Source organism: Halopseudomonas laoshanensis (assembly GCF_008365385.1).
Taxonomy (GTDB): domain Bacteria; phylum Pseudomonadota; class Gammaproteobacteria; order Pseudomonadales; family Pseudomonadaceae; genus Halopseudomonas; species Halopseudomonas laoshanensis.
The window spans coordinates 95,000-110,203 of the sequence record NZ_QOVF01000006.1; the positions used below are offsets into that span (position 1 = coordinate 95,000).

Here is a 15,204-nt window from a genome sequence, read left to right on the forward strand (position 1 = left end):
ATTTGACCTCATTCTATAGCATCAACTTGCGCTGTCTACCGCCTCAGGGCGCAAGAGTGGGGCATAATGGTCGTCTTTCAAAGCAGTTGTGGAGTCAGCGCATGCAGGTAGCAATACTCAGTGGTTCAGTTTTCGGTACAGCCGATATGGTCGCGGATGAGGCGGTGAGTGTGTGCTCAAGCGCCGGGTTGAATGTGGTAAGAGTCAAGCCGGCTACCGTGGACGCACTGTTGGCATCGCAGCCTGAGAGTTTGCTGGTGTGTACGTCGACTACCGGCATGGGTGAATTGCCTGACAGTTTTATGCCGTTCTATCTGGAATTGCAGAGCCGTTTCCCGTTGCTGACCAAGATCCCATTCGGCGTGATCGCGTTGGGTGATTCCGCCTATGGCGATACCTTTTGCCAGGGTGGTGAGTTGATGCGTGAGCTGTTACTCGAGTTGCAGGCTGAGGAAGTTTTGCCAATGCTGCGCCTGGATGCCAGCGAAAGCGTCACCCCGGAAGTGGACGCGCAGCCTTGGCTTGAACAATGGGTCAACACGCTCACCCAGCGGGCTTGATCGGCAGCCTCACACCTCGAGAGTAGTTTCCCCCGTGGCCAGCCGCGTCAGTGCAGGTTCGTCGAGTATTACAATCTGCCCATAGCGGATCTTCAACCAGCCCGCGGTTTCGAGTCGCTTGAGCAATTTGTTGATACTTTGCCGTGAGCTGTTGAGCATCAGGCCGAGCGATTCCTGCGATAGCTGTACAGAAGGGCGGCCGCCTTCATCGTCGGTCTGACCATAATTGTGTGCGTGCATCAGCAAGCGTTTGGCCAGGCGCGATGGCAGCGGCAGCAGGGCACTGTCTTCGAGCATGGCAAAGGAGATGCGAATGCGGCGACATAACAGGCGCATGAACAGAGGGTAAAGTTCCGGCCGTCGATCCAGCATCTGCTGAAAACCCTTGCGCGGGATCAGCAGCAATTCAGTGGGGCCGCTGGCATGGGTATCGTGGGAGCGGGGCAGCCCATCGAATAGAGAAATCTCGCCAAACCAGCTGCCAGGGCTCAATACCGCCAACACCGCTTCACGGCCATCCGGGCCGATATTGCTGATACGCGCGGCGCCGCTGATGACGCCATATAAGCCGTCGGGCTCATCATCCTTGGCATAGACGCACTCGCCATCGTCCAACTGACGGATTCTTGCCAGCGCGAGCATTTCTTCCAGGCAGTATTCCGGGAGCTCATTGAACCAGCGATTGTTCTGCAGCAGCTTGGATAGTTTGCCGTCATCCACTGATGCGGCGACTGTAACCTGCTTGACAGTCCGCTTTGCTGTCACCGTCTAGACTCTCTCTTATATTGAACGTCCCATAGTATGCCGCAACTGGCTGGGGATGTGACAAGCATTGGGCGCCCGGTGCAGCTCCCATATTTTATCTCATACAAGAGGACAAAGCCGATGAACGCATTCCAGTCGTTGCCAGTGGTTAATCTGCAGGATCAAGTAAGCGCTGAAGAGTGGCAGACACGAGTCGATCTGGCCGCCTGCTATCGTTTGATTGCGATGTACGGCTGGGATGACGTGGTGTTCACCCACGTATCAGCCAAAATCCCTGGCACCGAACATTTCCTGATCAACCCTTACGGTTTGATGTTCGAGGAGATGACTGCCTCCAACCTGGTCAAGATCGATCTGCAGGGTAACAAGCTGTCGGATACGCCCTACGATATCAATCCAGCCGGTTTCACCATTCACAGCGCCGTGCACGAAGTCCGCCATGATGCCGGCTGTGTGCTGCATACGCATACCGCGGATGGGGTCGGTGTTTCTGCGCAGAAAAATGGCATTCTGCCAATCTCCCAGCAATCGATTTTCGTATTGAGCAGCCTGGCCTATCACGATTACGAAGGTGTGGCGCTGAATGATGAAGAAAAGGCACGGCTGCAGGCAGACCTGGGCAACGCAAATAATATGGTCCTGCGAAATCACGGCCTGATGACCTGTGGCAAGTCCGTCGCCGAAGCCTTTCTGACCATGTACACCCTGCAGCGTTGCTGTGAGATTCAGGTCAGTGCCCAGGCTGGCGGCGGTGACCTGATTCCAATCCCGCAGCAGATCCTTGATGGCGCCCGCGAGAGCATGCGCAAGGTCACCAAGGGTGCTGGCGCCAATCTGGCCTGGCCGGCGTTGCTGCGCAAGCTGCAGCGAGTCAACCCCGGCTTCGATCAGTGAAAGCCTGACCGCTTAGTTGCGCTCTTCGCGCAAGAACACCAGCTTGTCATCTGATGAGCTGGCTGCATCAAAGCGGTAGCCGTCCAGGTCGAAGTTTTTCAACTGTTCAGGGTTGGTAATGCGTTCCTTGATCACGTACCGAGCCATCAATCCGCGGGCTTTCTTGGCGTAGAAGCTGATGATCTTGTACTGGCCGTTTTTCTGATCCTTGAATACGGTATCGATCACTCGCGCCTTCAATGCCTTGGCTTTTACCGCGCCAAAGTACTCCTGAGAAGCCAGATTCAGCAGGACGTCATCGCCCTGTTTCTTCAGGTCCTTGTTCAGCCATTCGCTGATGTGTTCGCCCCAGAAACTGTACAGATCCTTGCCGCGCGGGTTGGCCAATTTGGTACCCATTTCCAGGCGGTATGGCTGCATCATGTCCAGCGGACGCAGCAGGCCGTATAAGCCAGACAACATGCGCAGATGCTGTTGGGCAAAGGCAAAGTCTTCCTCGGTAAAATCTTCCGCCGCCAATCCGGTATACACGTCACCCTTGAAGGCGAGTAACGCCTGCTTGCTGTTGGCCTTGGTAAATCGGTCGCTCCAACTGCCATAGCGGGCTACGTTCAAGCTGGCCAGCTTGTCGGACAGCGACATCAGCTCGGCGATATCCTGCGGCGACTTTTCCTGGAGTATGTCGATCAGCTCGCGGCTATGCTCGAGAAAACGCGGCTTGGTATGGGTGCTGGTGACCGGGGGTGTTTCGTAATCAAGAGTTTTGGCGGGCGAAATAACCAACAGCATAGAAAACCTCCGTATAGGACTGGAGGCTATTATGCCGGATTGCCTTTGGCTGTGCTCTGCATTGGGTTGATAGGGGTGGTTAATAGCTACAAGCTACAAGCGGCAAGAGAAAACAGAACGCCTTCTGCTTGCCGCTTACCGCTTGCCGCTTCTAAAGGTGCGTTTCTGCGTATTCCGCCAGTATCGAGCGGGGTACGCCCTGCAGGTGAATATGGACGCCGTGGGGGAAGTCCTTGAAGCATTCTGTCAGGTAGGTCAGGCCTGAGCTGGTGGCGTTCAGATAGGGGGTATCGATCTGCGCCAGGTTACCCAGGCAGACCACTTTCGAGCCGCTGCCGGCACGGGTGATGATCGTCTTGATCTGGTGCGGCGTCAGGTTCTGGCTCTCGTCGATCAGGATAAAGCTCTGCTGGAAGCTACGGCCGCGGATGTAGTTGAGCGATTTGAACTGCAAGGGAACGCGGTCGAGTATGTAGTCCACGCTGCCGTGGGTACATTCGTCATCCATATGCAGGGCTTCGAGGTTATCGGTAATGGCGCCGAGCCAGGGCTCCATCTTTTCCGCCTCGGTACCGGGCAGAAAGCCGATATCTTCATCCAGCCCCTGCGTACTGCGGGTGGCGATGATGCGTCGGTAAGTCTTGCTGACCATGGTCTGTTCGATGGCCGCCGCCAGCGCCAGAATGGTTTTGCCGGATCCGGCCGCGCCGGTCAGGTTTACCAGGTGAATGTCTGGATCGAGCAGGGCATACATGGCCAGCGCCTGAAATACATCCCTCGGCCGTAAGCCCCAGGCTTCCTGATGCATCAGCTGTTCCTGATGCAAATCCCGCAGGCTCATATGGTCGCCCTGAATCGATTTCACCCAACCGATAAAGCCCTGATCATCAATGATGAAATCGTTGATATGCAGGGCTGGCACGTTGTCGACCAGCTGGACGTCATGCACGGTCTTGCCCAGGCGTTGATGGGTTTCCACGCGCTTGACGCGGTCCCAGAAGGAGCCTTCAACCTGATGGTATCCGCGGGCTAACAGAGAGATATCATCGAGTAGCTGATCGGTTTGATAGTCCTCGGCATCGATGCCGCAGGCGCGCGCCTTCAGGCGCATATTGATATCTTTGGATACCAGCACCACGCGAGAATCGGGATGCTTGTGCTGCAATTGGCAGAGCTGGTTGATGATCTTGTTGTCGTTCAGATCGTTGGGCAGGCAGTGGGCCGGAATCGGTGTCTTGTCCATCAGGATGGCCAGGGTGCCATTCGGGCCCAACTTGCCGCGCTGGATCGGCACGCCTTTTTCTACCTGGTCAGGGGGAGCATCGGCGAGGGTCTTGTCTATCAGTCTGATGGCCTGGCGACAATCAGCGGCAGTGCTGGCCTTACCTGATTTGAGTTTGTCGAGTTCTTCCAGAACGGTCATCGGGATGATGACGTGGTGTTCTTCAAAGTTCAGCAGCGCGTTGGGATCGTGGATGAGGACGTTGGTGTCGAGAACATAGAAGGTATGTCGTGTCGGTCCGCACGCTTCCATATGCAATTACCTCGCAAGTGCCATTTTACGAGACTGTATCAGGCGCTTGAGCTGCGCCTGGCAGTCCGCGGGCCGACTCGAAAGGCCGTCAGGTATCAGGGGATCACCTTGAGAATTCGGTCGGTTGACCGATATATAGCGCAGTTCAAATGACCTTCACAAGCGCAAAAAAGCCAAACTGGAAATAAATGTTGCAGGCGACGAACGGGCATGTTCAGGGGCCAAAAAACCACGTTATAGTCATTGGCCCGGTGAGATGAAAAACGTTTCTAGCGCCGGTTTCCCCGCTGTCCGTCACGTCCACTCGCACGTTTCTTGTTGGCTGCCGCTGCTGCTGCCTGTTCGGCTTCGTTGGCATCGCTGGCGGCTTTCTCGTCGGCGCTCTGATGGCGCTGGGGCAGGGCTTTGAGCAGATGCATTTCCGGCGGAATACACACCAGCTTGTTGCCCAGCAGAACTTCGATAGGGGGAATCTGGAACGCGTCATCCTCGCAGGCGAAGCTGATCGACGTGCCCTTGGCGCCGGCGCGGCCGGTGCGACCAATACGGTGCACGTAATCTTCAGGATCGTCTGGCAAGGTATAGTTGATCACGTGGCTGATACCGTCAACGTGAATGCCGCGGCCGGCAACATCGGTGGCTACCAGCACGCGCAGGCTGCCATCCTTGAAGCTGTCCAGCGTCTTGACGCGTTTGTGCTGCGGTACATCACCGGATAGCTGGGCGGCATTGATGCCATCCCGTACCAGTCGCTCCTGAATACGGCGTACCTGATCCTTGCGGTTGGCGAATACCATGACCCGGGTCAGATCAAGTTGCGTAATCAGGTTGTACAGCAGCTTGTACTTGTCGCTGCCGGTCACGGCGTAAACCTGCTGATCGACATTCTCCGAGGCGGCACGCTCTGGCTCTATCTCGACGATGGCCGGATCCTGAGTCCATTGCTGGGACAGGTTCATCACGTCGTCGCTGAAGGTCGCGGAAAACAGCAGCGTTTGCCGGTCGCCCTTGCGCGGGGTCTGGCGGATGATCTGACGTACTTGCGGAATAAAGCCCATATCCAGCATGCGATCGGCTTCATCCAGGATCAATACCTCGATCAGGTCCAGATGCACTTCACCGCGGTTGCAGAAATCCAGCAGGCGACCCGGGGTGGCGACCAGAATGTCGCAATGCTGCTTTTCCAGCTGTTTGATCTGTTTGTCGAAATCCATGCCGCCGACAAACGCCATCACGTTCAATGGGCAATGCTTGGTCAGGCCTACCGCATCGTTGGCAATCTGCATCACCAGTTCGCGGGTTGGCGCAATGATCAGTGCACGCGGCTCGCCCATAAAGCGTTCATCCGGCGGGGGAGTTTCCAGCAGTTGAGTGATGGTCGAGATCAGAAACGCAGCTGTCTTGCCGGTACCGGTCTGTGCCCGGCCGATGGCATCCTGACCCTTGAGCGTGCTGCCCAATACCTGTGCCTGAATCGGTGTGCAGTAACTGAAGCCCTGATCCTGAATCGCGCGCATCAGGCTGTCGGGGAGGTCGAAATCATGAAAGCGGGTCTTGCCTTCGGCCGGCTCGACCGAGAAGTCCTCACGTGCCCAGGGTGTAATGGGCTCAGCCGGTTGCGCCACGGGTTTGTCTTTGCGCGGTCGTTGTTTGCCAGCCGGGCGCCCATTGGCGGTATTACTGGCAACGGTATTTGCGGCAACAGACGGGCTTTTTCTTGCGTCAGCGGCAGAGCTAGTACGAGGGCTAGATGTGGCAGGCTGCGGCTGGGCTTGAGGCTTGTCTTGCGGCTTGAACAGACTCTTCAGTGCTTTGAGCACAGGCATCTCTCAGTGTGGGCAAATGGATATTCACCCAGCAGTGTACTGCAACGTTTTGTATTCGCGAAGCCCTGGCCGGTTAATTTTTGATCAATCCGGCCGGGGCATCCGGATTACAGTCCCAGGCGGGTGATCAACCACTGCCGAATGTCGGCAATTTGTGCTGGGCAGACTTCGTGGCCCATGGGGTAGTCATGCCATTCAACCTGGTGGCCCGCGGCTTCCAGCACGTCGTGTGCCTGGCGGCCCAGAGTGGTTTTGACCATCTCATCGTTCAGGCCGTGAGCGCAGAAAACCGCCAGCGGCCGCGCAGTTCTACCTTCGACCAGGGTGTCGAGAGTGGGGCCGTAGGTAGAAAGGGCCATGACGCCGCCCAACGTCAGGTCACTTTGCATCGCAGCATGCAAGACCACGGCGCCGCCCTGGGAAAAGCCGGCAAGGATGATGTGTTCCGCCGGAACGCCGGCAGCGATCTGCTGATTAACCAGGCTCAGAACCGTGTCCGCCGATTCCTGCATCTGTTCGTGGCTGATCGCCCGCGCGGGAGCCATGCCCAGGATGTCGTACCAGCTTGGCATCGGGAAACCACCATTGATGGTGACCGGCCGCGTTGGCGCCTGGGGAAAAATAAACCGAATGCCGTGATCATCTGGCAGATCCAGGGCATCGACTACCGGAACAAAGTCGAAACGGTCGGCACCCAGGCCGTGCAGCCAGATAACGCAGTGGCGCGTCGTGGTAGAGGGTTCGATGACATGGGGCTGTGACATGAGTAATTCCTTGTGGAGAGTCGGATTGGGATACGCCGTATATGGCGCCCCTGCTTGGAGCCTGACACTCAGGCGCGCGACATGAATTTCCCGGTTTCGGTATTGATGCGCAGTGTCTCGCCCGTTTCCAGGTATTCAGGGATCTGAATTTCCAGGCCGGTAGCAAAGCGAGCCGTCTTGGTTCGGGCGCTGGCGGAGGAGCCTTTAATCGCCGGGGGTGTTTCTTCGATGGGCATTTCCACTACTGCGGGCAACTCCACGCCAACCAGGTTGCCCTCGACAATCAGACCGTACAGACCGGCGATACCGTCATGCAGGTAGGGAATCTGGTCTTCCAGTTGGTCTGCCGTCAGGGTGTACTGGCTGAAGTCCTCATTGTCCATAAAGGTGTAGCCGTCAGCGTCGAGATAGAGAAACTGCACAGCGCGCTTCTGAAAGTCGATAGAGGCGAGCATGTCATCACCGGTCAGGCTCTGGTCCAGCTTCTGCTTGGTCTGCACATGGTTGAAACGTACCTTGTACAAGGTCGTACCGCTGCGCGACGAAGGGCTTTTCACTTCGATATGCGAGACGATGTACGGCTGGCTGTTGATCTGGACGATCTGGCCTTTTTTCAGTTCGGCGGCTCTGGGCATGGAACGGCATACTCGGGTGGAAGTTGAAGACGGATATTGTGCGGGTATTTGTATGAAGGCATCAAGCGCCGGGGGTGGGGCCCCCGGCGCAGCGGCTCAACGGTGTTTTAGAGCGACGCGGGGCTATCAGGCTGGGGTGATTCAGGCTCTGGAGGCTTTTCGTCGAGCAATTGGCTGAGTACCTTTTTTTCAACTCCTGAGCTGGTGCGCAGATTGATATCCAGTTGGCGGAAGGCGATCTCAATGCCATTCTCCTCGAACAAGCGGTCAATTTCCCGGTTGATTTCATCGATAGCCATATTCCGGTCAATCAGCTCGCGCACGTGAATGCGCAATTCATGCTCAAGCGTGGAGTCACTGAAGTTGAGAAACAACACCAGCGGCTCGGGGTCCTTCAGTACCCGGGGGTTGCTGGTGGCCGCCTGCATCATCAGTTCCTTGGTTTTTGCCAGGTCAGAGCCGTAGGCCACGCCGACCTTGATGATCACCCGGGTAATGGTATCCGAGAGCGACCAGTTGATCAGGTGATCGGTCACGAAGGTCTTGTTCGGAACGATGATTTCCTTGCGGTCAAAGTCGGTGATGGTAGTGGCGCGAATACGTATGCGATTGACCGTCCCCGAGAGCTCTCCGATGGTCACCACATCGCCGATACGGATAGGCTTTTCAAACAGGATGATCAGACCGGACACGAAATTGGCGAAAATTTCCTGGAGGCCGAAACCCAGGCCGACACTGAGCGCCGCTACCAGCCATTGGAGCTTGTCCCAACTGACCCCAAGTGCGGACAGACCGCTGATAACACCGATACTGACGATGATGTAGCTAAGCAACGTGGTTATGGCGTAGCTGCTGCCCTGTTCCAGCTTCATGCGCGACAGCACCAGAATCTCCAGCAGGCCGGGCAGGTTGCGCGCCAGCGTCACGGTGAAGACCACTATCAGCAGAGCTCCCAGTACGTCTCCGGCGGTCATCGCTGTGGTAGACGGATTTTCCGGCGTACCGCTGGCGTACTCCCACAGGGTGACCGACTCCAGATAATAGGCCGCACTGACCAGATCGGACCAGACGAAATAGACCAAAATGCCAAACAGCACGAGAATGCCCAGCTTGGTCAGCCGTAGGGATTGTTGATTGATCTGCTGAATATCCATCTCGGGGATTTCGATCCCTGCTTCGTTCTCCTGGCCTTCACGGTTCTGCGCAGCTTCGCGCTTGGCCATCGCCCGTTGATAGGCCAGCCGGCGGCCGGCGACGCTCAGATTGCGCACCACGGTACCTTCTACCAGCATCCACAGCACTATCAGGTACAGCGTATCGATAAAGCGATCGGCGAGCTTTGTCGAAGTGTAGTGATAGCCCCAGTAGGTCATGCCCGCCAGTGCCAAGGGCGTCAGCGTCAGCACCAGCATCGCGGTAAAGTGCAGCACTCGCGAGTTGTACAGCGGCTCGCTGCGCAACATCATCCGGCCCAGCAAGACGCAAAGTAGCAACATGCCGGCCATCATCATGAAGCGCCCGACCACGTCGTTGGTCTGCTGCTCAGGTATTTCCGCGTTCAGACTGATGATCAATACCACCGGCAACATGATCCAGGCGAGATTGCGGGTCAGCCTGTGCAGGCGATGCACCAGGTTGGCTTCCCAGCGAAAATGCCGCACAGCAATCCCTTTGGGGTCGAGCACGCGGTACAGCAGATGCAGAATGAACCAGGCGATTGACAGTTTCAGCAGTGCGGCGCCAATCACCGGCATGCCTGCCTCATCGCTACGGCTCAGTAGCAGGCCCAGCGCTGCCAGCACCACCGGCACCGGCAGCACTTTAAGCGCGCTCAGCGCAATCGCCTTGGGCGTGTGATAAACGGTATCGCGGCGGAAATGACCTACATCTTCGTTCAATGTGAAGAGTTTCTGTTTGATTCTTTTACGGTACCCGGTATGTAACGCCACCAGCGCTGCCAGGACCAGCAGCCAGGGCCATTTTTCCTCCAGGGTAATAAACGCGTGCTTGGCCTGAGTAAGCAGTTCCATGTTCTTGAACTGTTGCTGCGCCTGCTCACCAAATGTCATCAGCCAGGCGCGGTCTATCCGCCGGTTGCTGGCAACCCAGAACAATCGGTCATCAATGGTTTGTCGGAGGTCGCCGCTCAACTGCTGCAACTGGCGTTGATTTATCTGTAATGTAATCGCCTGGCTTAGCAGAACGTTGATGTTGTTACTGAGCTGGTCGACCAGGTTGATTCGGCTATCAATGACCAGTTGCATATCGTCACGCAGGTTCTCGCGCAAATCTTCCGGCACGCGGCCGAGCAATTCGTCGAGATAGGCTTGCGGCCTGCTCAATTCGTCACGCAGGCTGTTGAGTTCAAACTGGCGTAAACGCAAATCGGCTATCTGGTCGGCAACGCTGTTATCCAGCCGAACATCGGGTAGCGCGCGTTTTTGCTGATGGAGGATGCGCGAGAGCAGTACGCTGCCCTCCAGCACGTCGATCTGCTGCTCCAGCGCGCTGTCGATCTGGTTCATGCTTTCGATTTGTTGCAGCGTCTGGATATTCTTGCTGGTCAGCTCGCCGACGCGCGTGGTCGCGGCCAGCAGTTCTTCACTGAGGCGCTGGTTGAGGCCGCCCTGTTCGCGCAGCAGCTCGTTTTCGGTGGTTTCCAGTGCCTCAGTCGCTTCGCTGACAGTCTGTTCGGACTGGCTGCGACGTTTTTCGTTGATCACTTCCTGAAGGATGCCGACTTCGCGCTCGATATCATCAATCTGTTGCTTGAGCAGATCGCGTTTCTGGGTAGCCAGATCCTGCAGCAGACTGTTGGCGCTCAACTGCCTGCGCATAAAGCGGTTGTTCAACTGCAGGCTTTCCTGTTCCGCGGTCAGCATACGCAGGTTGGCTTGGTTGATGCGGGTGTCCGGCTGGCGCTGCAATATGCGTATTTGCTCGACGATGGCCTGTTCGCGCGTCTGGTTAGCCGAGACTTGTGCCTGGGTACGTTCAGGCCGAGTCTGCGCTGCAATCAGGTCGCTGTTGACGCTGGTCAGGGTATTTTGCCAGGTGAACATCTGCCCGACTTTTTCGCCGAGCAGGTCCTCCAGGGAGCCCAGGTTCTGGCTGGTAAATTGGCGGCGTACGCTATCGGAATCCTGCGCCCGCAAGTTCAACATCTGCTGGCGGGCGGCCCGTATTTTCTCCGGGGCCTGCTGTAGCTCCTCCTCGAGTTTTTTGGTGTCCTCCGCTAACTGCTTACTGCGCTCAAGGTAGGTCAGGGTGTTCTGATAGGCTTCCTGGAATTCGCGTTTTTCCGCGTCGGGCTGGGTGCTTTCGGCCAGGGTCTGAATTTCGGCCTGCAGGGATTCGATGGCGTTGTCGATTTCCGACTGGGCTACGGCATGACTGGCCAGGGCCCATTGCCCCAGAAGCAGGGCACAGCAAAACAGTTTAAGAAAACGCGGCATGAAAAATGTCCAGAATGATCCTGTGCAGAAGGTTAGTCCTACCTGATGATATTGGGAAGCGGCTTTGGCCGAGCGTCAGGCAAACAGCCGCGCTGACACAAAAAAGCCGCCCCGAAGGGCGGCTGTCAGCAAAGTACGAAGGAAAAGCTACGACGGATTACTACGGTGGAAATTACGGCAAATTCCAAGGTCTGACTCAGAACCAGTCGTTCTGCATTTCCAGGCAGGTATCGTCGCGATTTTCCAGAATGCTCAGCGCGTGATGGCAGGCCGGTACTTCCCAGGTCAGGAAGAAACGCGCGGCTTGCAGCTTGCCACGATAGAAATCAGCGTCGCTGGCTTTGCCGTTGGCTAGTCCGCGCTCGGCGCAAACGGCTTGCTCCAGCCAGCGCCAGCCGATGACCATGTGCCCGAAGGTGTTCAGGTACAGCGCCGAGTTGGCCAGGGCCTGGTTGATCTTGCCCTGACCCATATCGCCCAGCAGCGCCATGGTGACCTTGCCGATATGCGCGTGCAGTTTTTCCAGCGGCTCGCGCAGTGCGTTCAGCGAGTCGTACTCACTGGCGCGGGCGCAAGTAGCTTGAATCAGGCTAGACAGTTGCTTGAGCGCAGCGCCGTTGTTCATTGCCACCTTACGGCCGAGCAGATCCAGCGACTGGATGCCGTGGGTGCCTTCGTGGATCGGGTTCAGACGGTTGTCACGGTAGTACTGCTCAACCGGATACTCGCGGGTATAACCGGCACCGCCAAGAATCTGAATCGCGTGCTCGTTAGCCTTGAGGCAGAACTCCGACGGCCAGGATTTGACGATGGGCGTCAGCAGATCCAGCAGTTCCAGCGCAGTGCGGCGCTGCTCCTCGGTCTCCAGGGTTTCAGTGTCGTCGAACAGGCGTGCGGCATACAAGCCCAGGTCAAAGGCGCCTTCCACGTAGGCCTTCTGCGTCAGCAACAGACGTTTGATGTCGGTGTGTTCGACGATCGCTACCTGAGCGGAGCTGGGGTCCTTGCCATCTGGCAGGCGGCCTTGTGGGCGATCGCGGGCGTATTCCAGCGAGTACAGGTAACCGGCGTAGCCGAGCATGGTTGCGCCCATACCGACGCCGATACGTGCTTCGTTCATCATCTGAAACATGTAGCTCAAGCCCTGGTGCGGCTTACCTACGAGGTAACCTACGCACTCGCCTTTTTCGCCAAAGTTCAGCGCGGTTGAGGTTGTACCGCGCCAGCCCATCTTGTGGAACAGGCCTGCGAGGGCGACGTCATTGCGTGCGCCGACACTGCCGTCATCATTGACCAGGAACTTGGGCACGATAAACAGCGAGATGCCTTTGACGCCCGGAGGCGCGTCGGGCAGCTTGGCCAGAACCATGTGCACGATGTTGTCTGACAGCGGGTGGTCGCCGCCGGAGATATACACCTTGTTGCCTTTCAGGCGGTAACTGCCATCTTCAGCGGGTTCTGCCTTGGTGCGGATATCCGACAGGGACGAGCCAGCGTGCGGCTCGGTCAGCGCCATGGTGCCGAAGAAGCGGCCCTCGATCATCGGCTGCAGGAAGCGTTGCTTCTGCTCGTCATTGCCGAAAGCTTCAATCAGGTTAGCCGCGCCCATGGTCAGCATCGCGTAGGAAGAGGTCGCGGCATTGGCGGACTGAAAATGCGCAAAGCAGGCTTGCGACAGCAGGTTGGGCATCTGCATGCCGCCCTGCTCGAAAGTGCGCGTGGCGTTCAGAAAGCCGGCTTCCAGGAAGGCATCGACCGCTGGCTTGATTTCTGGAATCAGTTCAGCCGCACCATCCACGTACTTGGGCTCGTTTTCGTCGCTTTTGCGGTTGTGCGGAGCGAAGTACTTGTCCGCGATGGTGCGTGCAGTGCCAATCGCCGCGTCGAACGTTTCACGGTTATGGTCAGCGAAGCGTGGGCGCTGGGTCAGACCTTCGGCATCTAGCACTTCGTACAGTTCGAAGGCCAGATTGCGGGAGTCGAGGAGTGTGTCGGTCATGCTCGTTGCCTCTCAAAAAAGATGCGTTGCAGTGTATTCAGTCAAAAGGTGACTGGGAACGGCCATTGATATCTCTTATACGGCCTGATCAGAACAATCGGAGCAGCGGCTCATCCAGTGCGGCGCGCTGTTCGCGCAGCGTCAGTACCTGATCGGCCCAATAGCGCTCACTGGCAAACCAGGGGAAGTGCCGGGGGAACGCCGGATCGTCCCAGCGGCGGGCCAGCCAGGCGCTGTAATGCACCAGGCGCAGCGTGCGCAGGGATTCGATCAGCGCCAGTTGCCGTGGATCGAAATCATAAAACTCATTATAGCCCTCCACCAGCTCGGCCAACTGCCCCTGGCGTTGGTTGTGATCGCCGGACAGCATCATCCACAGATCCTGGATCGCGGGACCCTGACGGCAATCGTCCATATCCACCATATACAGGCTCTCGTCGCGCCAGAGCAGATTGCCGACATGCAGATCGCCGTGCAGGCGGATGGTGGAATAAGGATTGGCCTGCATGCGCTGATCGATCACCTGCATCAGATCATCGGCCACGGAGAAATACGCCGGGCGCAGATTTTCCGGGACTATGCCCGATTCGCGCAGCCAGGCCAGGCTGTCATGGCCGAAATTCTGCACCGTCAGTGTCGGCCGGTGCTTGAACGGCTTCATCGCACCAACCGCATGCAGGCGGCCGAGCAGGCGGCCGAGCATCAATAAGTGATCAGGATTATCCAGTTCAGGCGCGCGACCGCCAAAGCGCTTGAACAGGCTGAAGCGAAAGCCGGCGAATTCGAACAAGGTGCGGCCGTCGATCTGCATCGGCGGGATAACCGGAATATCGCGGTCGGCCAGCTCCAGCGAATACTCATGTTCTTCGAGAATGGCTTCATCGCTCCAGCGGTCCGGGCGATAGAACTTGGCGATCAGAGGTTGTTCGCCTTCAATGCCAATCTGAAACACGCGATTCTCGTAGCTGTTCAGCGTCAGAGTGCGGGCATCGCTAAGAAACCCCAGCGATTCCACCGCATCCAGCACGGTGTCGGGGGTAAGCAGGGCAAAAGGATGTTGCGAGTCCATGGTAGCTCCGCCAGACCGAATTAGGCTGCCATGGTGTCACATCCCGGCACACTCGGGTAACGGCGCAATGTAACTGACTGTAGTAACAGCGGTATTCCCGGTCCTTTAACGCGGCAAATAACCCGTCAGATACTAGGGCGTTCTGGCCACGCACCAGACGCTCACGCTGTGCGCACCAGCCTGCAGCAAGGTATGAGCGGCCTCGTCGGCGGTGGCGCCGGTAGTCAATACGTCATCAATCAGCGCCAGATGCAGGCCAGCCACCTTGTCGGGTGCGGAACAGGCGAACGCGCCCCTGAGGTTGTGTTTGCGTTGCTGCGCGGTAAGGCCTTGCTGGGTGTGGGTAGCTTGCACCCGCTTGAGCGCCGAGCTTAGCAAGGGGCAGGCTAATGCTCGCGCTATGGGTCGAGCCAACTCCAGGGCCTGATTGAAGCCGCGTTGCGCCTGGCGTTGGCGATACAAAGGCATGGGGATCAGCGCGTCCGGCAAAGCGTGCTGCTGTTCCTGATACGCATAGGTGACGTAATCGGTTAACAGGTGCGCGAGAAGGCGACCGTAAATCAGTTGGTTGTGGTACTTGAAGGCGGGCACCAGACTATCCAGCGGAAAACGGTAGAGAAACGGACAAATCACCTGCGAATAAGCCGGGGGATGCTGCTGGCACTTCCCGCAGAGCTGGCCGGCAAAAGGCAGCGGCAAGGCGCATTGGCGGCAGCGTGTACCGAGCCAGGGCAGATCGCGTCGGCAGGGCTCGCACAGCCCTTGTTGAACAGAAGCGCGATGATCAGTCGAGTTGCCACTCAGGCATAAAAGACAATGGCTCGACTGGTCATTATTTAGCCAGTTGTAAACCTTGGCGATTTGCAATGGTTGACAGCCTCCCTGCCGTCGCTATCATGCGTGCATAGCTTAAA

Annotated in this window: 12 protein-coding genes; 2 read left to right on the forward strand and 10 right to left on the reverse strand. The window is 57.3% G+C overall.

Annotated features, from left to right (window positions below; translation table 11 throughout):
• The first annotated feature begins 101 nt into the window (after positions 1-101).
• A complete protein-coding gene (locus DT594_RS15920) occupies positions 102-560 on the forward strand; it encodes a flavodoxin domain-containing protein (protein ID WP_149333746.1) in 459 nt (152 codons plus the stop codon).
• 9 nt (positions 561-569) lie between these two features.
• Here DT594_RS15920 and DT594_RS15925 read toward each other — a convergent pair whose 3' ends face one another.
• Entirely contained in the window at positions 570-1,325 is a 756-nt protein-coding gene (locus DT594_RS15925) for a Crp/Fnr family transcriptional regulator (protein WP_143520280.1), read from the reverse strand.
• Between the two features lie 120 nt (positions 1,326-1,445).
• Here DT594_RS15925 and DT594_RS15930 point away from each other — a divergent pair, with 120 nt between their 5' ends.
• Entirely contained in the window at positions 1,446-2,219 is a 774-nt protein-coding gene (locus tag DT594_RS15930; RefSeq protein ID WP_096345674.1) for a class II aldolase/adducin family protein, read from the forward strand.
• Positions 2,220-2,231: 12 nt separating this feature from the next.
• Here DT594_RS15930 and yaaA read toward each other — a convergent pair whose 3' ends face one another.
• From yaaA to DT594_RS15975, 9 genes are all read right to left on the reverse strand, one after another.
• The gene (yaaA, locus tag DT594_RS15935) at positions 2,232-3,008 is read right to left on the reverse strand and encodes a peroxide stress protein YaaA (RefSeq protein ID WP_149333748.1); all 777 of its coding nucleotides are present in this window, start codon (positions 3,006-3,008) and stop codon (positions 2,232-2,234) included.
• A gap of 151 nt (positions 3,009-3,159) precedes the next feature.
• Complete coding sequence (locus DT594_RS15940; RefSeq protein WP_149333750.1) at positions 3,160-4,542, reverse strand: PhoH family protein; 1,383 nt, start codon at positions 4,540-4,542, stop codon at positions 3,160-3,162.
• A gap of 269 nt (positions 4,543-4,811) precedes the next feature.
• Positions 4,812-6,362, reverse strand: coding sequence for an ATP-dependent RNA helicase RhlB (gene rhlB, locus DT594_RS15945; RefSeq protein WP_149333752.1), 1,551 nt, complete (start codon positions 6,360-6,362; stop codon positions 4,812-4,814).
• A 113-nt stretch (positions 6,363-6,475) separates the two neighbouring features.
• Positions 6,476-7,132: an alpha/beta hydrolase gene (locus DT594_RS15950; RefSeq protein ID WP_149333754.1), complete on the reverse strand. Its 657-nt coding sequence runs from the start codon at positions 7,130-7,132 to the stop codon at positions 6,476-6,478.
• Positions 7,133-7,200: 68 nt separating this feature from the next.
• Positions 7,201-7,767: an elongation factor P-like protein EfpL gene (efpL, locus tag DT594_RS15955; RefSeq protein ID WP_149333756.1), complete on the reverse strand. Its 567-nt coding sequence runs from the start codon at positions 7,765-7,767 to the stop codon at positions 7,201-7,203.
• Positions 7,768-7,874: 107 nt separating this feature from the next.
• Positions 7,875-11,222 carry a mechanosensitive channel MscK gene (gene mscK / locus DT594_RS15960; RefSeq protein ID WP_149333758.1) on the reverse strand — a complete coding sequence of 1,116 codons (3,348 nt, stop codon included), beginning with the start codon at positions 11,220-11,222 and terminating at the stop codon, positions 7,875-7,877.
• A 196-nt stretch (positions 11,223-11,418) separates the two neighbouring features.
• The gene (locus DT594_RS15965) at positions 11,419-13,221 is read right to left on the reverse strand and encodes an acyl-CoA dehydrogenase (protein ID WP_149333760.1); all 1,803 of its coding nucleotides are present in this window, start codon (positions 13,219-13,221) and stop codon (positions 11,419-11,421) included.
• An 88-nt stretch (positions 13,222-13,309) separates the two neighbouring features.
• Positions 13,310-14,290 carry a serine/threonine protein kinase gene (locus tag DT594_RS15970; protein ID WP_096345667.1) on the reverse strand — a complete coding sequence of 327 codons (981 nt, stop codon included), beginning with the start codon at positions 14,288-14,290 and terminating at the stop codon, positions 13,310-13,312.
• A gap of 132 nt (positions 14,291-14,422) precedes the next feature.
• A complete protein-coding gene (locus DT594_RS15975; protein WP_149333762.1) occupies positions 14,423-15,157 on the reverse strand; it encodes a ComFC family protein in 735 nt (244 codons plus the stop codon).
• Positions 15,158-15,204: the final 47 nt, after the last annotated feature.

Coding starts and splice junctions, on each gene's coding strand:
- DT594_RS15920 (WP_149333746.1), top strand. CDS start 102: ATGCAGGTAGCAATACTCAGTGGTTCAGTTTTCGGTACAGCCGATATG.
- DT594_RS15930 (WP_096345674.1), top strand. CDS start 1,446: ATGAACGCATTCCAGTCGTTGCCAGTGGTTAATCTGCAGGATCAAGTA.
- yaaA (WP_149333748.1), bottom strand. CDS start 3,008: ATGCTGTTGGTTATTTCGCCCGCCAAAACTCTTGATTACGAAACACCC.
- DT594_RS15940 (WP_149333750.1), bottom strand. CDS start 4,542: ATGGAAGCGTGCGGACCGACACGACATACCTTCTATGTTCTCGACACC.
- DT594_RS15950 (WP_149333754.1), bottom strand. CDS start 7,132: ATGTCACAGCCCCATGTCATCGAACCCTCTACCACGACGCGCCACTGC.
- efpL (WP_149333756.1), bottom strand. CDS start 7,767: ATGCCCAGAGCCGCCGAACTGAAAAAAGGCCAGATCGTCCAGATCAAC.
- mscK (WP_149333758.1), bottom strand. CDS start 11,222: ATGCCGCGTTTTCTTAAACTGTTTTGCTGTGCCCTGCTTCTGGGGCAA.
- DT594_RS15965 (WP_149333760.1), bottom strand. CDS start 13,221: ATGACCGACACACTCCTCGACTCCCGCAATCTGGCCTTCGAACTGTAC.
- DT594_RS15970 (WP_096345667.1), bottom strand. CDS start 14,290: ATGGACTCGCAACATCCTTTTGCCCTGCTTACCCCCGACACCGTGCTG.